This is a genomic window from Acinetobacter sp. YH01006 (assembly GCF_013420445.1).
GTDB lineage: Bacteria > Pseudomonadota > Gammaproteobacteria > Pseudomonadales > Moraxellaceae > Acinetobacter > Acinetobacter pseudolwoffii.
On record NZ_VOYB01000001.1, the window covers coordinates 249627 to 273746 of the forward strand.

Here is a 24120-nt window from a genome sequence, read left to right on the forward strand (position 1 = left end):
GTAAATATGTCCGAACATCCTCAAGGACAAAAGCATTGTTCATTTTGCGGTAAAACGCAGTCTGAAGTCGGGAAGCTGATTGCAGGCGAGGACGCATACATTTGTAACGAATGTGTGGACGTATGCTTAGATTTGGTTCAAACCAGTCAACAGGTGGAAACCAATGACTGGGCCAATCGTCCTTTGCCGAAACCACAGGAAATCCGTGCGGCCTTGGATCAATATGTCATTGGTCAGGATATCGCAAAAAAGACCTTGTCGGTTGCAGTGTATAACCATTACAAGCGCCTGAAAGTGCAGAATAATGGCAAAAAAGCTGACGATTCAGTTGAACTTTCAAAAAGTAATATCATGCTGGTCGGCCCGACGGGCTCAGGCAAAACCTTGCTTGCACAAACGCTTGCGCGCCTTCTTGATGTACCCTTTGCCATGGCAGATGCAACCACACTGACCGAAGCAGGTTATGTGGGTGAAGATGTAGAAAACATTGTACAGAAGCTTTTGCAAAAAGCCGATTATGATGTCGAGAAAGCACAGAAGGGCATTATCTATATCGACGAGATCGACAAGATTACCCGCAAGTCTGAAAATCCATCGATTACGCGTGATGTATCGGGTGAAGGCGTACAGCAGGCTTTATTGAAAATGATCGAAGGTACGGTTGCTTCGATTCCGCCCCAAGGTGGCCGTAAGCATCCGCAGCAAGAATTCATTCAGATTGATACATCCAACATTCTGTTTATCTGTGGTGGTGCATTCTCTGGACTTGAGAAAATTGTGCAGCAGCGTCAGGAAAAAGGTGGCATCGGATTTACCGCAGAAGTGCGTAAAAAAGATGAAACCAAGAAGCTGTCTGATCTGTTCCGTCAAGTTGAAGCAACTGACCTGGTAAAATTTGGTTTGATTCCAGAATTTATTGGTCGTTTGCCGGTGATTGCTACTTTGGATGAGTTAGATGAAGAAGCATTGATGCAGATTCTGACTGAACCGAAGAATGCATTAACCCGTCAGTATCAACATTTGTTTGATATGGAAGACGTGGATCTGGTCTTTGAAGAATCCGCATTACGTGCCGTGGCGAAAAAAGCGGTTGAGCGTAATACTGGTGCGCGTGGTCTACGTTCGATCCTGGAAAATTCATTACTCGAAACTATGTATGACCTGCCAAGCCGCAGCGATGTCGGTACAGTAGTCGTCAATGAAGCGGTGATTAAAGGTGAAGCAGAGCCAGAATATCGTGCCGAGCGTCAACCGCATGAGCAGCAAGAGACAGCGACAAAAATAGATTTAAAAGTGGTGAATAGCAAATCTGCTTAACTGCTATTCATCCGAAACCTGCGAAAACTCCGTGTTTTCGCAGGTTTTTTATTTCCAAAAATAAAGCTGGATGTTAATCTGATTGACTAGGCGTGGATGCCTAAAACTTATAAAAAATAAATCGCAAAGCACTTGCATATAAAAGAATAAAGACGCAGTGAGGGATAAGCATGCGTGGAGTCGCAATTGTACTCATCAGCAGTTTGGCATTGCTGGGGTGTCATGGTAAGAAAGCCGTCGTTGAGCCTACACAGTCACTCAGCACTCTAAAAAATATTGATCTTGAAAAAAAACCGGGCTTTGTTGAACAGCATCGTATTGGTATGTTTACTATTGGTGGCTGGGTCAATCAAAAGCAGGGCAATCAGTTTCAAACGGTGAAACCACAACATGATCAAGCCGCCATCGTGTACTTATACCGTCCTGATTCTAGATGGAACCGTCAGGAAATTGTCGCTGCCAGCCTGTTTATCAATCAAGAACATATTCCAAGTCTTTTGCATAATCATTATTACTGGATTGAAGTTCCTACAGGAACGTACCGTTTAAGTACCAGTCGACCGTTGGGCGCTTTGCATTTTCAGAAGCCTAAATATCTGGATTTTAGTGTGGAAGCAGGACAATCCTATTTTATTAAATATGATGAAGAAAATATCAGCACCCGGCGTAGTGTCTCGGGGCCCTTCATGCTCATGCCGGAAAAAGTCGGTCTGAATGAAATTGCTTTTACTCAGCTTAAATCTCACAGTTTTAACTTTGTGGCGCAAGATCAGGAAACTGGCCAGATTCGCAAAAAAGCCCAGAAAATTGAACCAACTGCTTATGATCCATCATTAGATGTACAGTTGAAGGCACCTTTTAAACTTTGGGATCCGCGTACTTGGTAATGGAACATTTCCCAGAATAAATATAATAAAAAAGCACCGATAGAGGGTAATGTTGATCAGTTAAGGAGTTTAGAAATAGACTCTTTAATTTTTTAGTCATTCACAGCGGAGTATTAATTTTATAAATCAAATTCTTGTAAATTATTTGTTACTTTGGTTTCGCCCAAATGAGAAGCGAAGCTTCGCAAGGAAGGCATCTTGCGGAGCAACACTCCTCATCCGCAAAACTCGTCAGCCACCATCGACCAGTAAGTTTGTCGCAGAAACAATCATTTTTAAATCTTGCGGTGCAATACACCTCATGCCTCAAACAGTTGCGGATGACTTTTCTATCTATCAGATATAATCATGAATTTGAAAAAGAAAATGCCAGTCAATTCCTTAACTGACTGGCATTACCGATAGAGGGTGCTTTGTTATTGCAGTCAAAATTAGCCTGCAGCAGCGTCCACGACTGGAATCTTGCCAATTTTAGCTTGCCAGATTTTCGGTGCAGTCGCGTGAATAGAAGTACCATTCACATCAACCGCGACAGAAACCGGCATATCTTTCACGACAAACTTGTAAATTGCTTCCATACCCAAGTCAGCAAACGCCACCACTTCAGCTTCACGGATCGCTTTCGATACCAAGTAAGCAGCACCACCCACAGCCATGAGGTAAGTTGCCTGGTTGTCTTTAATGGCTTCAACGGCAGCAGGACCACGGTCTGCTTTACCGATCATGCCGAACATGCCAGTTGCTTCAAGGACTTGACGTGTGAATTTATCCATACGCGTAGCCGTTGTTGGACCAGCAGGGCCTACAACTTCATCACCGACTGGATCGACTGGACCGACGTAGTAGATAAACTTACCTTTCAGATCAACCGGAAGTTCTTCGCCATTGTTAAGCATGTCGACCATACGTTTATGTGCAGCGTCGCGACCAGTATAAATCGTACCGTTTAGAAGTAATGTATCACCTGGTTTCCAAGCATTCATTTCTTCTTGAGTAATTGTATCGAGGTCAACACGTTTAGAGCTTGAAGAATCCCAAGTGACTTCAGGATAGTCTTCAAGTTTTGGTGCGATGATGTTGGCAACACCCGTACCATCTAATGTAAAGTGTGCATGACGGGTCGCAGCACAGTTCGGGATCATACCGACTGGCTTACCAGCAGCATGACAAGGGTAATCCTTGATTTTAATATCAAGAACAGTGGTTAAACCGCCGAGACCTTGTGCGCCAATACCCAGAGCATTCACTTTTTCGAAGATTTCGATACGAAGTTCTTCAAGTTTAGATTGTGGACCACGACGAAGTAATTCGTCCATGTTGATCTCTTCCATCAATGCTTCTTTGGCAAGCATCATAGCTTTTTCAGCAGTACCACCGATCCCAATCCCGAGCATACCTGGTGGACACCAGCCTGCACCCATCGTTGGAACAGTTTTCAGTACCCAATCTACGATTGAATCAGATGGGTTCAACATTGCGAGTTTAGATTTATTTTCTGAACCGCCACCTTTGGCTGCTACAGTGATATCTACTTTATTACCAGGCACAAGCTTGTGGTAAATCACGGCAGGAGTGTTGTCTTTGGTATTCTTACGACCAAAAGCAGGATCGGCCAGAACTGATGCACGAAGCACGTTGGAGTTTTCTAAATAACCCTGACGTACGCCTTCATTGATTGCATCATCCAGGCCCATGGTTAAATCGAATTTAACATCCATGCCCACTTCAACAAATACATTGACGATACCGGTATCTTGACAGATTGGGCGGTGGCCTTCTGCACACATGCGTGAGTTAATTAAGATTTGCGCGATCGCATCTTTAGCAGCTTTGTTCTCTTCACGATCATACGCACGGCTCATCGCTTGGATAAAGTCTTGTGGGTGATAGTAAGAAATGAACTGAAGCGCATCTTTAACCGATGTGATTAAGTCATCTTGCTTGATAATAGTTGTCATACAAATATCTCTTGAGCGGGCTGATAGCTAGCGGGCTAAATTATAAGACAAAAGAATCGGGTTGTGGGCATTTTGGGCGAGCATTGGCCGAAAGTTTATAGTTTAGGCAATTTAAAGGAGGACTTTAGCTGCTCAACGGGTCAAATATGACAGTAATTGGTCATATTTAGTGTCATATTTCAGACTAAAAATAGTCATATTTATTGTTATTTTTGATTAAGTGTTTGAATTTTAAAAGTTATTTAAAAATTAATAAAAAACCAGATTGTCATATAACTGTCATAAAACTTTTACATAATGCAGCTATTGAAACGGGAGATCTTAACAATGGTTACAGGTATTTTAATGGCAAGTGGTTTTTGTGTATATATCGCTGCAACTTGGATGTATGGTCAGAAAGAAGATCAAGCCTAAGCTTCATCTTCTTTCTTTATTTTCAGGCATTAAATAATTAACCTTTCTTCACATCTTCACATCTTCACATCTTCACATCTTCACATCCAATTCATCAAGCTATAAAAATATCTGAATACTCAACTTCAAAAAGCATTTTTGTTATGTAGTGGGTTAAACCGTGCTAAGCGTTTACATTCTTAACCCTTCAAAACCCAAAGCCTGAAAAGCCTTACACATATGGCGTTTTTTATTGCTTAGACTGTTCCTCTCAACTTCTAGAAACAGGCAAATAGAATGAACAATTTTAATGCAAGTGATATTAAAGAACATGCTTCAGTCATTGCTTCATGTGGTACTCAAGTCGGGAAGGTAGACCATTTAGAAGGTCAGGATTCAATTAAATTGACAAGAAGTGATGATGAAAATAATGAGCATCATCTGATTCCCTTGAGTTGGGTAAGCGAAATCAAAGACGATAGCGTAGTGCTCAATAAAACAGCAGAAGATGTGCGTAAAGAGTGGACCACCTTATAAAAAATTAAAGTCAATGGACTGAAAAGCAGGGCTGTCTCAGCTTAATTTTTTATGTCACAGACTTTATTAGTAATCGTTGAAAATGCCAGTTCGAAAGACTGGCATTTATTATGCGTAGTTGATTCTTTTTTATTTGGTTTTGCATTCTGCCAGAAATGGATTTTGAGCCTGTATGATGATTTTATCTGAAAATTTCCCTTCATATTCAAAACCATTTTGTATGATTTTTAGCGTTTGAAAACCACATTTTTCCTAGGCACGACTTCCACCTCAATTATGTCCAAAGACTTTTGAGTTGTAATGGCTTAAAGAAAAACTCTTTGACCAACTTGAGCGCTTCACTGCCACAGCCTTGAGCTATCCAAGTGATTGTTGAGATTGCAATACAAAATTCAGCATGTTGAGCACAAGATTGATTTCTAGAATTCAAAGTTTACCGATCATTTCATCATGATGGTTTAAACAAATCGCAAAGTCATAACGGGTTGGATCAGCCAAACAGCGCTGACTATGTGCCTGCATATCTTCAAGTGTAAAATGCCATTTCAAGCCGGTCATATAACGTATTTCATCGATTTGCGTGAGCGCTAAAAATGTGAGTAGATTTTCAACTTTCACTAAGTGTAAGTAGATGCGGTTCTATTTAAGATCAGTGTTGATGTGATGCTCTTTGAGAGCATTTTTTATTTTTAGAAAAGTAATCGACAGATTATAGAATGTCCGACTTTAGAACAAAAATGATTAAAAAAACCACCCCATCTTGCGAGAGGGTGGTGAGTGCGGAGCTATTAAGTTTATTGAGCCTGCTGTTCTGCCTGAATCGCGGTTAAAGCGATGGTAAATACAATATCATCGACCAAAGCACCACGAGACAGGTCATTCACCGGTTTGTTCAAACCTTGCAACATTGGCCCGACACTGACTACATTGGCAGCACGTTGCACAGCTTTATAAGTCGTATTACCCGTATTTAAATCCGGGAAAATAAAGACATTGGCACGTCCGGCCACTTGTGAATCTGGTGCTTTTTGACGGCCAACACTTTCAACCGAGGCAGCATCATATTGTAATGGCCCATCAATCAGCAGGTCAGGACGACGTTCTTTGGCAATTCGTGTTGCTTCAGCCACTTTCTCGACATCGGCACCCATACCTGAAGTTCCGGTAGAGTAAGAAATCATGGCAATCCGCGGGTCAATGCCAAAGGCTTTGGCAGAATCTGCTGATTGAATCGCAATCTCGGCCAGCTGCTCTGCATCTGGATCAGGATTAATCGCACAGTCGCCATAAACATAGACTTCATCTGGCAGCAACATAAAGAACACAGAAGAAACCAGTGAATAATCCGGTGCAGTCTTGATCAGCTGAAAGGCAGGACGTACGGTATTGGCCGTGGTATGTACCGCGCCAGAGACCAGACCATCAACCTGATCCAGCGCCAGCATCATGGTGCCGAGCACCACTGTGTCTTGCAGCTGTTCACGCGCTTGCAGTTCGTTGAGTTTGCCTTTACGTAGCTCGACCATCTTGTCGATATAGTTGTCACGAATCAGATCCGGATCCAGAATTTCCAGATCTTCAGGCAATTCGATACCACGAGCTTTTGCCACTTCTAAAACAGATTCGGGATTGGCCAATAAAATACATTGTGCAATGCCACGCGACTGACAGATTGCTGCAGCTTGTATCGTACGTGGTTCATCACCTTCAGGTAATACAATACGTTTTTTGGCCGCAATCGATTTTTGTACCAGTTCATGCCGGAAGGCTGAAGGCGATAGACGTGGCTTATAAGAACCATTCAACATCTGACCGAGCCATTCCGGATTGATGTGACTCGAAACAAAGCGCGTGACCTGATCTGCACGTTCCGTATCATCTACTGGAATTTCATTGCTGAAGTTCGCCAGTTTTTGTGCGGTTTCAAAGGTGCTAAGCGGTGTATGTAAAATTGGTAAACCTTGTTTGATGGCGGTCTGGCAAAATTCCAATACGTGATCATTTGGCTGATGATGTTCAGTTAGCACCAAGCCAGCCAAAGGAATACCATTGCTGCTGGCCAGACTGCTTGCCAATAACACATCAATCCGGTCAGATGCACTGATGATCAATTCACCTGCTACAAACTTATGCAATTCATGTTCAATATTGGCCGAAATCAGGCTGCTGTGCTGGACACGGCGCTGTTTCGCTTCGCCTTCATTAATCCAGTAGGCCTGAATATGTGCCGCCAGATCAGATATACGCGGCACACTTAAAGTTTTACTGAAAGGCACCAGTCCAATTACAGGTAACTTTTCTGAACCAATATGTGGATGGGTTTGCTGGATGGCACGAATAAATTGTGTGGTTTCTTCTGCAAGACGTAGATCCGGATCAAGCGTTACAGGAATCTGTGCAGATTCTTCAGGCAGACCTTTGGTTCGCATCAGCAGGATGCCAGACAGGCGGGTTGAACTGGCGCCACCAAAGTTGCGAATCTGGTTTTCAACTTTATCGGCAGTCTGACCTGGCTGCTGGATATTGGCATTGCTGACCACAATCACTTTGGCATCCAAAGCCTGCGCCAGCGAGGCATTCAGATCATCGGCAAAACTGTCCTGAGCATTTGGCAATAGACCTTCGACAATAATCAGGTCATGCTGTCTGGCAATTTGACGATGCAGACGTACCGCTTCTTCCAGCAGTTCATCCTGTTCACCCAGATTAATCTGCTGCAAGACTTTGCTATAACGGATTGGTTCAACAGTTTCACTTTGAGAAATATGACGATACAAAGCCGTAGTACGGTCTTCGACTTCATTCAATTCCTGAGCAAAAGGTTTGAGAAAGCCAGCTTTAACCCCTTGGCATTCCAGTGCATAAATCAGGCCTAAACATGCAGAAGTTAAGCCTACGCCTTCCCCAGTGGGAACCAATAAAATCGTTTTCATAAGTTACGTCAGTCACACAATAATAAAAATCAGTTAAAAAGTGGCCCTGCTTGCTTATGCAAGCGCTACCTCAGCTTCAGACTTTTTTGCGTTTTTTTGCTCCACTTCAAGTTCTACAACGCTATGTACTTCTTGAGCGATACGGCCTTCTTCGTCTGTTGGCACTACCCAGATTTGTGGACCTGTACCTGAATCGATACGGCCTTCAGTGCCACGTTTCAAGTCATTATTGGCACTTTTATCCAGGTTGAAGCCGAAGTGGGGCAGATAAGTCATGGTTTTTTCACGGATATAGGCAGAATTTTCGCCAATACCGCCAGTGAAGAACAAGCCATCAATACGTGGCAGACCACAGCTCAGTGCTGCCAGAGATTTGGCTAGACGGTAGCAGAATACTTCAATCGCTAATGCAGCATCTTCATTACCTTGTTCCGATGCTTCAATCAGGGTACGCATGTCATTGGACAGATCAGACAAGCCCAAAAGACCGCTCTGGCTATTCAGCATCTTGTCAATTTTATAGATATCCCAACCCAGGTTCTTTGCCAGGAAGCTGTGCAGGCTTGGGTCGACATCGCCACTGCGGGTGCCCATGACAATACCTTCAAGCGGGGTTAAGCCCATTGACGTATCTACACTTTTCCCATTCCACACGGCACAGGTCGAGCTGCCATTACCGAGATGTGCTGTTAACCAGCCTCCTTGTTTCAGGCTACCTGCCAGTTCAGAACCACGGTCTGAAACATAAGCATGGCTGGTGCCGTGGAAACCATAACGACGCACACCATGGGCTGTATATAAGAATTTTGGCAGGGCATAGCGATATGCATGTGCTGGCATGCTTTGATGGAATGCGGTATCAAATACTGCTATTTGCGGTAAGTCTGGGAACAAGCGTTTGGTGGCTTCAATGCCAATCAGATGTGCCGGATTGTGTAAGGGCGCAAGCGGCGTTGCTTCACGAATCTTTTCAATAATTTCATCATTGATCAATTCTGCTTTGGTCAGGCTGCCACCATGTACCACACGGTGACCAATCGCATCTGGGCGATAGTTAGCCAGACGCTCCAAACCAACTTCAAGGGCTTTTTTATGATCTGCAAATGGAATATGGATATCGACTGGTTCGTTACCGACAGTCACGCCTTTGATACGAGCATTCTCTGTGCCTAAGTTCTCAGCTAAACCATGAATACGGAAGTTCTGTTCCTCAAGAAGTAATGCAAACTTGATTGAAGAAGAGCCACAATTAATAACTAATACTGATTTAGACACGATTGATTACCCGATTTTTAATTAAAATTCTCGTCCATTGACTTGATCCAGTGATCAGCAAAAAAGCACTAAGCTGAATCAATATTGATGTTTTAACATTTGTTTTTTTTCTGTCCTAGATAGACTTTAGCAGATTAGACTTAAGCATTATCGACCAGACTGACAATAATAACTAAAATTTATCAGTTCATAGTTTTCATTTATAAATAAAATGATGCTGAAAATATAATCAATAAAGCTGCCAAATTCTATTTTCAATGTCGTACTGGAACAGATTGCTTTCAGTTTAGTGCCTAAAACAGCAAATATGACTTATACATACAATTCTATACAGAGATTCATCAATAAAATGACCCAAAGGTTCTGATCCATTTCGGTTTTAATTTTTATATCCATAAAAAATCAGCCTTGCGAACAAAACTGATTTTTAAAGTGATCAGCTGAAATAGTTATTGGCGAATCTGACCATCACCAAATACGATCCATTTTTGTGAGGTCAGGCCTTCAAGACCAACCGGACCACGGGCATGAATTTTATCGGTTGAAATTCCGATTTCCGCGCCTAAGCCATATTCAAAACCATCAGCAAAGCGGGTCGAGGCATTGATCATCACCGAACTCGAATCGACACCGGCCAAAAACTCGCGTGCCAGACTGTAATTTTCAGTAATGATCGAATCGGTATGATGTGAGCCATACTGATTAATATGTTCAATCGCTTCTTCTATGCCAGAAACCACTTTGATGGCCAGAATTGGGCCCAGATATTCGGTATACCAGTCTTCTTCAGTGGCCGCAATCACTGCATCAGCAAGAATACGCTGGGTTTCTTTGCAACCACGGAGCTCTACTTTTTTCTCCTGATAAAGTTCTGCGATGCGAGGCAAGAACTCTTCAGCGACTTTTTCATCGACTAGCAAAGTTTCCATGGCATTACACACGCCATAACGATGGGTTTTAGCATTTAAAGCAATGGGTAAGGCTTTTAACAGATCCGCCTGTGCTTCCACATAGATATGGCAATTACCATCTAAATGTTTGATCACCGGGACACGAGCTTCTTCAGTAATGCGTTCGATCAGGCTCTTGCCGCCACGAGGCACAATCACATCGACATATTCGGTCATGGTAATGAGCTGGCCGACTGCAGCACGATCAACGGTATTGATCACTTGTACTGCTGATTCTGGCAGGCCGGAAATTTTCAGCGCATGTTGAATTGCCGCGGCAATCGCCTGATTGGATTCCAGTGCTTCTGAACCGCCACGTAAAATAATCGCATTGCCTGATTTCAGCGCCAGTGAAGCCGCTTCCAGGGTCACGTTGGGACGTGATTCATAAATCATGCCGACCACACCTAAAGGTACACGCATCTTGCCCAGTTGAATGCCAGATGGGCGATAAGCCATATCGCTAATTTCACCAATCGGATCTTTCAGGCCAATCACATCTTTCAGGCCTTCTAACATACCTTTAAAGCGTGCGGGGTTGAGTTCTAAGCGATCAAGCAGGGCACTGTCCAGATTGTTATTATGCGCTTTGGTCATATCTTTCTGGTTGGCAGCCAAAATAGCTGGCTGGCTATTTTCCAAAGCCGTATAAATAGCCGATAGTGCGTTGTTTTTGGTTTGGGTGGACGCACGAGCCAAAATGCGAGAAGCCTGGCGTGCCTGCTGTCCTACCGTTTGCATATATTGTTCAATAGACTCTTGCATAGCGCTTTGATCACTTAGAAATTTCACTTCGATATTAACAGTCTGCTGCCGGACAATGAAGCCCATCTGTTAAAAATCATCCGTTTTCGCGGACTTCTAAACATTTTGAAATTGTTTTCTGTTTAAAAGCAGATAAGTGGTCGCTGAAGCGGTTGCTTGTGAAAAGCCGCTCTGTATAGAATGAAATAAGCGACATTGAAGTCATATATAATTATTAAAGAGCAGGATGCGTGTTCAGGCTCATCGGAATGTGTCTGAAGCATAAGATCTGTTAATCATGACTTGCACAATAAAAATAAGGCAAGGACGGAGGAAAAGGAAAATGAATTCCATTATCCACATGGATGCCCATGTATTGGATTCGCAAAGCCATTATGGTTTTTTTGATCTTTATGATAAGCACAGTTTTAAGCAGCCAGCACGAAGCACCTGGATGGATGGCTGGAAAATCGAATATATGGCGATTGCCCGTCCGGATACCTTGCATCTCAGGCCGATGGTGATCATTGGGGGCGCCTTCCAGAATTTTAATTCCTATAAATATTGTGTCGAACAGCTCTTCGCTGCCGGCCCGATCATTCTGATTGACTTGCCTTCGATGGGAGCCAACCAGCAGATCAGCAATGTGGATACTGGTCTGTCGGCTGGAACTCTGGAGCTTGAAGACCTTGCTGCCATGCTGGGGCAATGGCTGGAGCAGATGCAACTTCCTCAAGTTTCAATTTTAGGCATGTCCTTAGGCTCAGTAGTCGCCTCCTGTCTGGCAGACCAGCGCCCTGAACTGGTGGATCGGATGATCCTGATGGGCGTAATGCAGAAAACCCGCAAAAGCTGGCGCATGCTATTGGAAGAATCCTTGCATCTGATGAAAGAACAGCGCATGGATGAATTTGGTCAGGCCGTCATTTTATATCTGGTCAATCATGCCCGTCTCAAAGAAACCCGCATGTCACCAACAGCAAAGCGCTTATTCTTCAAGCAGATGTCAGAATTCACGGTGACCGAACAAGAGCGTTATGATATTAACTGCAACCGTCTATTGCGTCTGACCCACGTGCCGATTCCACAGTGCAAGGTTCTGGTGGCCTGTGGTCAATATGACAGTTTTACCTTGCCACATGAGAATGCCAATTTTGCCCTGCAATGTCCAAATATGCAGTATGTACAAATTGCCGGTGCTGACCATGTGCCTCAGTTGCAGCGCAGGAAAGAAACTATGCATCTGTTTGCCACCTTCTTGCGTGATGAAGCAGTCGAGCAGTTGCCGGGAATTATTCCGTTTAGCCGTGAACAGATGCAGCAGATTGAACGGCGCGGTGAAGAACGGATTTGTGTGCAACAGCCACAACGTTATTTGAGTCATCGTCATTCGGATCTGCTGTTGAATGTAGAAATTATCGACATGAATTTCTTTGGAGTATTGCTGGAGTTAGACGCAGGACAGACAGAGTGTGCCGCAGCTTATCCGCGTGATCTGGCCTTGCATCTGGAAGATGAAAACGGCGAGTTCAAGATCGAATGTCTGATCTTTGAACAGGATGAGACTCAAGTGCGGGCCCTGTTTAAACATGGCAGTTTTGAAGTGGCAGAACGTTTATTGGCTTTTGTGCAACAACAGAAAATCCTTCAGCAAGAAGACGCTTTCGATGCAGTGATTTAATCGGGGCTTAATAAAAAAACAGCATCATTTAACGCTGTTTTTTTTCACTGCATGAATCATCCAGACCAGATCACCGAGATGTTCATCCTGCTCCGGTGTCAGATTTTGCTGACGAGGCTCGGCAAAATAACGTTGCGGTTGTTGTACCTCAACCTGATCGAAACCGGCATCTTGAAAAAAGTGCTGTAATTCTTGGGGGGTTTTAAAATGAAAGGTAAAAGCACTGCGTGACATGAATTTAAGCAGACGGCTACAGCTCCAAATAAAATTTGCCAATTTATTTTTGACGGGTTCCGGGTAAATGTCGCTAAGGTAATGCAAGGCTGGAAAATGTCGTGCATTCTCTGCAATACCTTGCAACAGAATACGCAACATGCGTTGATCAAAGTAATTAATCAGTCCCTCATTAATTACCACCAAAGGTTGGTCGGGATCAAACATCTGAAAGATACAGTCCAACTCTTCACTAAAAATATCTGCAGTGAGCACTTCGGGAGCCTGCTGATCAATCTGCTGCAAGGCTTGGGTCTTGATTCTGGCCATGTCGGGAAGATCCAGTTCACGATAATTAATCTCGGGAAATTTTTGTCTGAAATTCCAGCTACGTGGAGACAAACCGCAGGCAATTTCAAGAATCTGAAGTTGTGGATGCTGCTCGATCAACTGACACAGATGTTCATCAATCATCTGATGGCGCTGCTTGAGTGTGGTACGCATGCTGCCACCTACAGAGCGTTCTGCCCATACTTCAAGTGGATGTAGCAGTGTGGCCAGAAATTTGCCTTTAGTCGTGGCAAAGACCGGATGTGAGATCCCCATTTGATACCAGATATAGCCGGTATAATGTGCTGTAAAAGAAATATGGCGATGCTGCGAAAGTGATTTTGGCATAGGGTTCTGACCTTATTGTTATTTTAGTTGGGTGCTACAGAAGTAACGCCTTTTAACATCATAATAAAAAAGGAACACTTTGTCGTGTTCCTTTATCATCTTGATTGGATTTAAAAAGTTTCAGCTAGTCTGCTGCTTGAATACCAGTATTTCGTCACGGATATTGCGCCATGCTTCTCCCAGATCAAGCTCTGACCCAATCTGGATGTTCGGGATGTTGCCGCGCATGCGTTCCAGACGTTGCTGGTTCGGGATAGGCAGATCCTTAATCCCTTCCAGTGCAATGCATTGTGCTGCACGGTCATTGCAGACCAGACCCATGTCACAACCCGCTTTGAGGGCGGCCTGAATTCGGGCATCGGCACCGCCTGCCACACAGGCGGCCTGCATGCTTAAATCATCCGAGAACAGAACGCCGTCAAAACCGAGTTGCTGACGCAAGACTTTCTGAATCCAGAATTCCGAGAATCCGGCCGGGTTTGGATCGACCTGACTATAGATGACATGAGCCGGCATTAAAGCATCGAGTTGCGGCTGTAACTGGATAAAGGTCTGCATGTCTTTTTGCTGAATGTCTTCATAGCTGCGCATATCAATGGCTGCCGCAACATGTGAATCCGCTTTGACTGAACCATGACCTGGGAAATGTTTCCCGGTTGACGCCATTCCTGCACGTTTCATCCCTTTTAAAAATGCGCTGGCCAGTGGAATAATATCCGGAATATTTCTGGCAAAGCTTCGGTCACCAATCACATCACTGATGTCGTTTAAATCCAGCACCGGCGCAAAACTGAAATCAATCCCGACAGCCAGTACTTCAATCGCCATCAGCCAGCCGCATTTTTCGGCCAAATCTAAAGCACGCTGCGAATCATGAGCATACAGTTCGCCAAATTTCCCCATCGCAGGGAGCAGGGTAAAGCCCTGTCTTAAGCGCTGCACACGTCCACCTTCCTGATCGACTGCAATCAAAATATCAGGACGAATCTGGCGCATGTGATCGGTTAAGGCACGGACTTGAGCCGGAGATTCGATATTGCGACCAAATAAAATGACTCCACCGACTTGCGGCGCACCGAATAGTTCAATATCTTCTTGAGTCAGGGTTGTGCCTGCGATGTCGAGCATCAATGCGCCAATCATATGCGGAATCCGTTTTAGAATTTTTCCGGGAAACAATACCTGATTTCTGCAATGATTTGCTACACTTTGTCAGCACAGAATATGATAAAACTACACGACATAAACATATTAAGTTGTTTAAGATGCTGAATACGTTAAATTCTGGTCGAAAAGCAACACGGTCACATTGGTCTCTAGGCCAAGGAAGTACGAATTATTTATGAAATTTCAAACGATAGCTTGCGCCGTTGCGATTGCGACAGGTGGCTTCTTTTTTACCCATGTCGTGAATGATGCGATTGCAGCCAATAGTGCAGAAGTGGTCAGCAAAGCCATTCAGCCATCTCAAGAACAGGCGTTAGTATCACGTCAACTGGCGACGCTGGTGGATCGTCAGCACTATTTGAATATGCGTCTGGATGCCCAGACTTCGCAGCGTATTTTCGATTTCTATATCGATAGTCTGGATCCGGAACATAGCTTATTTCTGGCACCAGAAGTTGAAAATTACAAGAAACGTTATGGAGCCAATTTCGGTGCTCACCTGAAAGCTGGCAATTTGTCGGGTCCTTATGAAATCCATGCGCAATATCGTCAGCGCCTGACTCAGTTCTATACTTATATGCTGGATGAGCTGAAAAAACCACAGAACTTGAATCAGCCAAATGTCTATATCGAAACTGATCGTGAAAAAGCACCATTCTTTAAAACTGAGGCTGAACAGCGCGCGCACTGGTCAAAAATGCTGGTGTCCCAGCTGATCAATCTGACCATCAGTAAAGAAGAAGAACAGGCCAAACAGAAAGCACTGAAGGCCAATCCAGAACTGGCCAATGGACAAGACCTTACCGGTCCTGAAGATCTGACGCCTGCACAAACCTTGACCAAGCGTTATACCCGTCAGCTGGAACGTGTCAGCCGGATCAAGAGTGATGATGTGCTCGACAAGACCTTGAATGCGATGATGCTGACCTATGATCCGCACAGCAATTATTTCCCGCCTGTGGATGCGATGGAGCTGAATCGTCAGACCACTTTACAGCTGGAAGGCGTCGGCGTATCGATTCGTCCGGAACGTGGCAATGAAGATTACACCAAGATTGAAACCATCGTTGAAGGTGGTCCGGCCAGCAAATCCGGTCAGGTCAAATCAGGGGATCGTATCATTGGTGTAGCCCAAGACGGCGAACAGATGGTCGATGTCATTGGCTGGCCAAGTAATGAAATTGTCGGTCTGATTCGTGGTAAACGTGGCACTAAAGTCACTTTACGCTTGCTCGGTGCGGGTGCTGCCATGGGGCAGGCACGTAATGTGACCATTACCCGTGACGTGATTCAGGAAGAAGATGCCGGTGTGCGTACACGTGTGGTCGACATTCAACGCGATGGCAAGAAATATCAATATGGTGTGATCGAAATTCCATCGTTCTACCTGAACTATCGCGCACGCCGTGCCGGTACGGATTATCGTTCGGTGTCTGAAGATACCAACAAAGCCTTGAAAGAACTCGCGGCGAAGAATGTTGCCGGGATTATTGTCGATTTGCGCAATAACCCAGGTGGTTCACTGGAAGAAGTGGCACGTATGTTGGGGCAGGTGATCAAGTCTGGTCCAGTGGTGCAGATTCGTGATGGTAATGGCAATGTTAGCGTCTTTGAAGATGATGATGGCGGTGCACAAACCTATGCGGGTCCTTTGGCAGTAATGATCAATCTGGCCTCTGCCTCGGCCAGCGAAATTTACTCCGCAGCGATTCAGGATTATGAACGCGGGATTGTGATCGGCAGTACCACCACTGGTAAGGGTACGGCGCAGGTGCAACTGGATAGCTTGGCCCATGGTCAGGCGACACTGACACAGCGTAAATTCTACCGGGTGACTGGTGGTAGTACCCAGAATAAAGGGGTTGTGCCAGACATTAAACTGGTCGATATTTATAATGAAGAGTTTGGTGAGCGTAAGGCTAAAAATGCCTTGCAGTGGGATACCATTCCAACCGCACCGTTTAAACGTGAAGGTGCAGTACAGAAATATGTACCTGAATTGGCTAAACTTTCTCAGCAACGGGTCGTGCTGGATTCTCAGTTCAAGTATCTGGAACAGCGTAAGGCGGTGATGAAAAAAGCCGAGGAAGAAAAGCGTCAGGTACTGGACTTGCAACAGCGTAAAGCAGAGTTGATTGTCATGGAGCAAAAAACGCTGGAGGCAGAAAATACCCGCCGTATGGCTACAGGTCTTAAACCTTATCCGAACTGGGAAACTTATCAGGCTTCAATGGATGCACTGATTGAAACCCGTGCCAAAATGAAAGCCAAAGAGCGTCCGGCGCTTCCTGAAGAAGAAGCCTTTGTGATCGAAGCTGCACATGTGTTGCTGGATTATGCCAAGTTACAGGCCAAACAGTAACTTTTAAGCGTGTCCATTTAAGGATCTAAAAAAATAGCCTGTTTCGACAGGCTATTTTTTTATGACATCCGGCTATTTAAAAATCAGAATAAATTTTTCATATGAATTGCTAGCTGTCTAAATAAAAAGAAAAAAATTGTGACGGTGGTCGAATAAATAAACTGGAAAAATAGATTTAAACATTTGCTAAAATTTTCAAGACTCATAAGATAGAAGTCATATTTTATGCTGATGCTCATCATGATTTCAGAATCTGTTCTCGACCCTGAATTAAAAAAATATAAATTCTAATTTTATTTAAAACCAGAGGCTTTGCACAGCGACACATGTGCATTGCTTGTCAACTTTACGATTCTGACGGCTTTAAACTTGACCAGGTGGAAATAGAAATACACGTGAGGGGAATAATAACAATGATGACCAATACGGAACATTTTATATGATCCCTATTCAGCATGATATCAGTCTGGTCATCGGATCAACTCTCTTTGCTTTCGTCGCTGGCTATTTTTTGATGCCGATTCAAAAAATATGGTGGCGTGAGTCGCGAAGAAAATTTGCAACACTCATGCTATTTGCAACGGCCGCATTACTGGGGCTGTTGATCTGGTCGATCCATTTCACTGGGATGACAGCAATTCATTTAAGTCATGTCTATCATTTTGATTTCAGCTGGATGTTGCTCTCTTATTTGAGTGTCTTTACGGCTTCTATTTTTACCCTCTGCTTAATGATCCAAAGCATCTGGTCATTTTCCCGAGTGGCTCTCGCGATCGTGGTGATGAGTCTCGGGGTCTCAACCATGCACTATACAAGTAGTCTTAGGGCCAACTTTGAGAGAACAGAGATTACGCCAATCACAGAATCTTCACATGCGACTTATGATCTGTTGTTCGCGGTTGTGTTAATCAGTGCTCTGTTACTGATTGCCATGATTCGTCTGGTTCTCTCAGAATTGCGCCTGGCCTCTCGGAATCGCCAACTGCGATGGGCCAATAAAGAGCTCGAAAATCAAAATATCCAGGATAATCTCACCAAATTACCCAACCGTTTATACCTGGCTGAATACGCAGATATCTTGTTTTCCAAGCAACAACATCAGCAGGAAATTGCCTTTTTATATATTGATCTGGATCGTTTTAAGGCGGTGAATGATGTGTTTGGTCATCAGGTCGGAGACCAGTTGCTGATTCAACTGACTGCGCGTATTCATCAGTTATGGGGTGACCGTTCCAAGCTGCTCAGAATTGGCGGCGATGAGTTCCTGATGGTGCTGGAAAATACGTCCGTCAGCAAAGCTTCAGAAATGTCAGAGCAGATTCTAAATCTGATTCAGGACAGCTTCCTGATTGATGGCAAAACCATTAATATTTCGGGCAGTATCGGAATCGCGATATATCCGGAGCATGGCAAGAATCTGCAAGATTTACTGGTGAATGCCGATGCAGCAATGCTCAGTTCTAAATATCAGGGCCGCAATACCTATTCAGTCTTTAATTTTTCTTCTGATCAGCATGAATCCAAGAGCCAGAGCAAGCTGATTAATGATCTGTATAAAGGAGTTGAAGATCAGCAATTTGTACTGTTTTATCAGCCCAAATTTACCAGTGAGCGAAAAATTTGTGGGGTAGAAGCCCTGATTCGCTGGCAGCATCCGTTACATGGGTTGCTGGGTCCCAATATGTTTATTCATGGCGCTGAGAAAACTGGGCTTATTATTCAGATGGGCTATTGGGCACTGGAGCAGGCTTGCAAACAGATCCAACTCTGGGAAAAAAATAATACCGACTTTTTCCCGATTGCCGTGAATTTGTCTGCGGTGCAGTTTGAGCATAAGCATCTATTAGCTAATCTGCAAAACCTGTTTAAACGCTATAAGATCAATCCGCAGCATTTGATGATCGAGATTACTGAATCGACCGCCATGCATTATATCGATGCCAGTATTCGTACCCTTGAACAATTACGTAATATCGGCATCCAGCTGGCGATTGATGATTTTGGAACCGGACATTCCAGCTTTTTATATCTAAAAAATCTGCCCGTGGATGAACTGAAAATTGATAAAGAGTTTATTCAGGATCTTAGCGTCGGCTCTAAAGAAGAAATGATTCTGGAAAGCATTATTCGGCTGGCGATTAAACTGGGTTTAAAAGTAACGGCTGAAGGCATAGAAACCACGCTGCAAGCAGATATTTTGACTCGACTCGGTTGTCAGCAATTACAAGGTTATTTGCTGGCAAAGCCGATGCCAGTCGAGTCATTGGAAATACAGGATTTTCTGTCTTAATTTGAATTTTTATACGCTACTAATGCGGTACTAAAGAGTACGGTGGACCTATATTTAGCGTTATTCAGCAGGCCAGTTGAATGACACAAACTCCCATATTTAAGCTTCATAACCGTATTATTTCTGACTCAATCTGGGCTGAAAAATCCAGCAGTCAGCAAGTGTAGATCTTATAAATACTGTCATTTCCTTCAGCCGTGGGCATACTTATTGGCTTTAGAAATCTGCTACAATATCGCCAATTTTCATATTGATCGTTTTTGATCTTGAGCACTGCGGTTCTGCAGTAGGTATTTTCCATGAGTTTTAAAGATGAGTTAGCGGCGCAGGTCGCTCAGCGACGTACATTCGCCATTATTTCCCACCCCGATGCCGGTAAAACCACCATGACAGAAAAGCTGCTGTTATGGGGGCAGGCGATTCAGGTTGCAGGTATGGTGAAAAGCCGTAAGTCTGACCGGGCCGCTACATCAGACTGGATGGAAATGGAAAAAGAACGTGGCATCTCGATCACGACCTCGGTGATGCAGTTCCCGTTCAAAGACAAGATGATCAACCTGCTCGATACCCCGGGACATGAAGATTTCTCGGAAGATACCTATCGTACCTTAACCGCCGTTGACTCGGCATTAATGGTGATTGATGGTGCAAAAGGGGTAGAAGACCGGACCATTAAATTGATGGACGTGTGTCGTATGCGCGATACACCGATTATTTCTTTTGTTAACAAAATGGACCGTGAAATCCGTGAGCCACTCGAGCTTCTGGATGAAATCGAAAACGTTCTGAAAATTAAATGTGTTCCGATCACCTGGCCATTGGGTACGGGGCGTGATTTTGCCGGTGTATTTAATTTAATCGAAGAAAAATTCTACATTTACAAAACCGGTTTTGGTTCAACCATTCCTACAATCGAAATACGTGATGGTTATGACTATCCGGATCTTCGTGAGAAAGTTGGTGAGCTGGCGTGGGCTGCATTTGAAGAATCACTTGAACTGGTGCAAATGGCCAATGAGCCATTGGATCGTGAAGAATTTCTGGCAGGCCGTCAAACGCCGGTATTGTTCGGTACAGCCTTAGGTAACTTTGGGGTTGACCATGTGCTGGATGCCTTCAGTCAATATGCACCGCCGCCGAAGGCCCATCCTACTCAGGCTCGTGTTGTCGAAGCTGATGAAGAAGGCTTTAGCGGTTTTGTCTTTAAAATTCAGGCCAATATGGACCCGAAACATCGTGACCGTATTGCATTCATGCGAATTTGTTCAGGTAAATATGAAAAAGGCCTGAAAATGAAGCATGTACGTCTGGATAAAGATGTGCGGATTAGTGATGCCTTAACCTTCCTGGCCGGTGACCGCCAGCATCTGGAAGAAGCGTGGCCGGGCGATATTATCGGACTGCATAACCACGGCACCATTCAGATTGGTGATACCTTTACTTCAGGTGAAAAGCTACAGTTCACAGGTATTCCGCACTTTGCACCGGAAATGTTCCGTCGTGTACGCTTAAAAGATCCTTTGAAATCGAAACAGTTGCAAAAGGGCCTGAAAGAGTTGTCTGAAGAAGGTGCAACACAGGTATTTATGCCACAGCATAATAATGACCTGATCGTGGGTGCAGTGGGCGTACTTCAGTTTGAAGTGGTGGCGTATCGTTTGAAAGAAGAATATAAAGTTGACTGTGTTTACGAACCCGTGAACATCAATACTGTTCGTTGGGTGTCTTGTGATGACGAGAAAAAATTTAACGAATTTAAGAAAAAAGCCCACGACCAGTTGTCAGTCGATGGCGGTGGTCACTTGACTTATCTTGCGCCAAGCCGAGTGAATTTACAGCTCATGCAAGAACGTTATCCGGACATCGTGTTCCATAATACGCGCGAACACTAAACTTTCAGGTATTCAAATATCGTCTAAAAATATCAAACAGCTTCTCCGGAAGCTGTTTTGTTTTATGTTACATTTAAACTATTCATAACCTGATAGATTGTTTAAAAATGAAGTTCAGCAAGGAAGCCGCCCTCGGTGCTGTCATTGGTTTAAGTCTTGTCCTGAGTGGCTGTGATAAAAGCGAAAAAGAACCGGAACTTGACCAGCCGGATGGAAAAACAACCCCAGTTAAGCAAAGTGCCAGTATTTTGCCTTACCTGAATATTCAAGAACAACCGGCCAAGATCGCCTTGCCATTTTGTGAAACCAAAAACTGTATCAATGTCGATATCCAGACTTTATATACGGCTGATCCATGGATGAATCACTGGATCGAAAAACAGCAGGCCAAGGTAATTCAGGATCAAATTGGCTTAAAACAGGATATGAGTTTACAACAGGCGATGAATGCCTATGTGAAAAAATCGGATGCCTGGCAGGCTCAACTCCAGCTCAATCAGGCTTATGAATTATCGCTGTATACCCGCATTCCCTATCAGCGTAATCAATATGTCTTGCTGCAAATTGGTATTGATAGTAAACAGGAAAATATCAGTGTGTATGAGCGCTATTATTTTTTTGTAGCCGATCGTCAACAACAAAAAATGCTGACCCCACTGGATATTATCGATCCCAAACAACAGTTGTTAATGGACAAGATCATTCAAACCGCTTATGAAAAATGGTTAAAGGACAATAATCACGAGGTTCAGCAGCAAGCACCGAAAAAACTGTATTGGGGGCAGGCTGAGTGGTTCTTCGATCAGGAAGGGATTGGTCTGCATTATCGCAGTCATGACATTAGCAAAGATGCCAAACAACTGGATATCTATTTAACAAAAGAACAAACACAACAGGTCTTGAAAGCCGAAGTCTATCGGAATATGTTCTAAAGGTCGTAATCCTCTCAGGATTAATTACACGTTTTGAAAAGGGTAATGAATGCCAAAATATAAGAATATTTTTTGTCTATCGATACTGGCATCCGCAGTTTTACTGAGTGCATGTCAGCCGAAGAGCAATGAGCCGAAAGAGCCGACTTCTCCTGAAGTGGTACAAACCGAGCCAGAAGTCCTGAAACTTAGTGGTGATACCGAAAAACTCAAGCTGGTGATTCCAGAGTGTGAGGGTAAAAACTGTCCGGAAATTTCGATTGAACGCCTGAACAGTAATCAGCGCTTTATTGATGAATGGATCGATCAGCAGATTTTGCAACAGTTAAAAAATATCCTGTCTGTCGATGCGATTGAGCCGGCAAAAGCCACTGCTGCCAGTGAAGCCGAAGTGGCTGCTTCTGAACCAAAAACAGCCTTGTCGACGGTCACTACACCAAAACAGCAGCTTGAGCAGCAAATTCAGCCTTCTATGCAGACCTTCTTGAATCTGGACAAGGAGCTCAAAGCACTGAGTGCCAGTCATAGCATTAGCCTGATGATTAAGCCCAAGATTCTGAATTCGGGTGATCCATTGGCGACTGTGGTGCTAAACAGTAGCCATTATCTGGGAGGTGCGCACGGAGCATCTGCACAGCGCTATTATAATTTTGATCTTGAACAGCAAACACTGGTCAAGCTGGATGACATTATTGCCGAGAAGCAAAAAGCCAAACTCGAAGCACAGGCGTATGAGGCTTTTAAAGTCTGGGTCATGGAGTCCAAGCTGGCAAAAGATGTCGCTGAATATGAACAGGCCTGGAAGTTCATACTGACCGATAATTTTTATCTGGCCAAAGAAGGTTTGATCTTACAATATGCCGAATATGAAATCGGACCTTATGTGGTGGGTTTGCCGCGCTTAATGATTCCTTATGCGCAGCTACAAGGCGTGCTAAAACCGCAATATCTGCCGCAAGCTGAAACAGCAGCCTCTGAGGCACAGCCAGCGTTAGCATCTAAAGCCGAATGAAGTTAAAACTGTTCGATACGCATACCCATTTTGATGTTCCCGATTTTGATCCTGATCGGGAACATCTGGCCTATGCGGCCAAAGCGGTAGGTGTGGAACATCTGGTTCTAATTGGCTTTTTGCAAAACCGCTTTCAGGATTTGTTAAAAACCCACCATTTTATCAACGGGTTGGAAAATGCACCGCATAGCCACTTGGCACCCGGCTTGCATCCGTTTTATATTGAACAGCATCAGGCTGAACATTTATATGATCTGGAGCAGCTACTTAGAAATGAACAATGCATTGCCATTGGTGAAATCGGTCTCGACACATTTTTAAAGCAGCATAAACAACCTGAAATTTTTCAAAAGCAGCAAGATTTTTTCGCTGCACAAATTGAACTGGCACAACAATTTGATAAGCCGATTTTGCTGCATATCCGTAAATCACATGCAGAAGTTTTACAAATTTTAAAACAGCATCAGTTTAAACAGGGTGGAATCGCACATGCCTTTGGCGGAGGTGTTGAGGAAGCCAAGGCTTTTGTCAAGTTGGGGTTTAAGCTTGGTGTTACTGGTCAGATTACCAATCCGAATGCCAGAAAACTGCATCAGGTGGTACAGGCAGTCGGTGCAGAACATCTGGTACTGGAAACCGATTGTCCGGATATGACGCCGTTATGTTGTCAATGTTCGACTGAGCATAGAACCCGAAATACCCCGGCAAATCTGCCCTATGTTCTGGAAGGTTTGGCACAAAGCTTAGGGCAAGATCAAGCCAAATTGGCACAGCAACTCTGGCAGAATACCCATCAGGTTTTGAATTTGGCCGATGAATAATGCCGGTTTTTATTGCCTGACTGTATCTGCTGTAATTGGGTATCTGTTAAAAAAAGATGCATTATGCAATTTCTAAAA

17 protein-coding genes are annotated in these 24120 nt (G+C 44.0%); 10 read left to right on the forward strand and 7 right to left on the reverse strand.

The window, feature by feature from the left end:
• The first annotated feature begins 6 nt into the window (after positions 1-6).
• Together clpX and FTT73_RS01230 are read left to right on the forward strand one after the other, a co-directional pair.
• Positions 7-1317: an ATP-dependent protease ATP-binding subunit ClpX gene (clpX, locus tag FTT73_RS01225; RefSeq protein WP_005095585.1), complete on the forward strand. Its 1311-nt coding sequence runs from the start codon at positions 7-9 to the stop codon at positions 1315-1317.
• Between the two features lie 170 nt (positions 1318-1487).
• Positions 1488-2204, forward strand: a complete 717-nt coding sequence (locus FTT73_RS01230) for a DUF2846 domain-containing protein (protein ID WP_100357538.1) — start codon at positions 1488-1490, stop codon at positions 2202-2204.
• Positions 2205-2635: 431 nt separating this feature from the next.
• Here FTT73_RS01230 and FTT73_RS01235 read toward each other — a convergent pair whose 3' ends face one another.
• Entirely contained in the window at positions 2636-4162 is a 1527-nt protein-coding gene (locus FTT73_RS01235; RefSeq protein ID WP_074384007.1) for a fumarate hydratase, read from the reverse strand.
• A 690-nt stretch (positions 4163-4852) separates the two neighbouring features.
• On the opposite strand from FTT73_RS01235, the gene FTT73_RS01240 reads away from it, so the two are divergent.
• Positions 4853-5092: a DUF2171 domain-containing protein gene (locus FTT73_RS01240; protein WP_005095591.1), complete on the forward strand. Its 240-nt coding sequence runs from the start codon at positions 4853-4855 to the stop codon at positions 5090-5092.
• Positions 5093-5518: 426 nt separating this feature from the next.
• On the opposite strand, the gene FTT73_RS16245 is transcribed toward FTT73_RS01240, so the two are convergent.
• The 4 genes from FTT73_RS16245 to FTT73_RS01260 form a co-directional block, all read right to left on the reverse strand.
• Positions 5519-5650: a hypothetical protein gene (locus FTT73_RS16245; protein WP_257232843.1), complete on the reverse strand. Its 132-nt coding sequence runs from the start codon at positions 5648-5650 to the stop codon at positions 5519-5521.
• Positions 5651-5886: 236 nt separating this feature from the next.
• The gene (pta, locus tag FTT73_RS01250) at positions 5887-8025 is read right to left on the reverse strand and encodes a phosphate acetyltransferase (RefSeq protein ID WP_180190892.1); all 2139 of its coding nucleotides are present in this window, start codon (positions 8023-8025) and stop codon (positions 5887-5889) included.
• Between the two features lie 54 nt (positions 8026-8079).
• A complete protein-coding gene (locus tag FTT73_RS01255) occupies positions 8080-9300 on the reverse strand; it encodes an acetate/propionate family kinase (RefSeq protein WP_005172750.1) in 1221 nt (406 codons plus the stop codon).
• 449 nt (positions 9301-9749) lie between these two features.
• Positions 9750-11015 (reverse strand): glutamate-5-semialdehyde dehydrogenase, encoded by a 1266-nt coding sequence (locus FTT73_RS01260; protein WP_034609142.1) that lies wholly within the window; start codon positions 11013-11015, stop codon positions 9750-9752.
• Positions 11016-11337: 322 nt separating this feature from the next.
• On the opposite strand from FTT73_RS01260, the gene FTT73_RS01265 reads away from it, so the two are divergent.
• Positions 11338-12675 (forward strand): alpha/beta fold hydrolase, encoded by a 1338-nt coding sequence (locus FTT73_RS01265; protein WP_005172747.1) that lies wholly within the window; start codon positions 11338-11340, stop codon positions 12673-12675.
• 24 nt (positions 12676-12699) lie between these two features.
• Here FTT73_RS01265 and FTT73_RS01270 read toward each other — a convergent pair whose 3' ends face one another.
• Positions 12700-13566, reverse strand: coding sequence for a class I SAM-dependent methyltransferase (locus FTT73_RS01270; RefSeq protein WP_180078134.1), 867 nt, complete (start codon positions 13564-13566; stop codon positions 12700-12702).
• 120 nt (positions 13567-13686) lie between these two features.
• Entirely contained in the window at positions 13687-14709 is a 1023-nt protein-coding gene (nagZ, locus tag FTT73_RS01275) for a beta-N-acetylhexosaminidase (protein WP_180078136.1), read from the reverse strand.
• A gap of 199 nt (positions 14710-14908) precedes the next feature.
• Here nagZ and FTT73_RS01280 point away from each other — a divergent pair, with 199 nt between their 5' ends.
• The 6 genes from FTT73_RS01280 to FTT73_RS01305 all read left to right on the forward strand — a co-directional run bounded on the left by FTT73_RS01280 (position 14909) and on the right by FTT73_RS01305 (position 24042).
• Positions 14909-17095: a carboxy terminal-processing peptidase gene (locus FTT73_RS01280; protein ID WP_180078138.1), complete on the forward strand. Its 2187-nt coding sequence runs from the start codon at positions 14909-14911 to the stop codon at positions 17093-17095.
• 439 nt (positions 17096-17534) lie between these two features.
• Entirely contained in the window at positions 17535-19385 is a 1851-nt protein-coding gene (locus tag FTT73_RS01285; protein WP_180190893.1) for a bifunctional diguanylate cyclase/phosphodiesterase, read from the forward strand.
• A 299-nt stretch (positions 19386-19684) separates the two neighbouring features.
• Complete coding sequence (locus FTT73_RS01290; protein WP_005095608.1) at positions 19685-21277, forward strand: peptide chain release factor 3; 1593 nt, start codon at positions 19685-19687, stop codon at positions 21275-21277.
• A gap of 107 nt (positions 21278-21384) precedes the next feature.
• Positions 21385-22209: a hypothetical protein gene (locus FTT73_RS01295; protein ID WP_159516228.1), complete on the forward strand. Its 825-nt coding sequence runs from the start codon at positions 21385-21387 to the stop codon at positions 22207-22209.
• A 49-nt stretch (positions 22210-22258) separates the two neighbouring features.
• Complete coding sequence (locus tag FTT73_RS01300; protein WP_005172733.1) at positions 22259-23221, forward strand: RsiV family protein; 963 nt, start codon at positions 22259-22261, stop codon at positions 23219-23221.
• A complete protein-coding gene (locus FTT73_RS01305) occupies positions 23218-24042 on the forward strand; it encodes a TatD family hydrolase (RefSeq protein WP_005172732.1) in 825 nt (274 codons plus the stop codon). Before FTT73_RS01300 ends, FTT73_RS01305 begins: the two co-directional genes overlap by 4 nt.
• Positions 24043-24120: the final 78 nt, after the last annotated feature.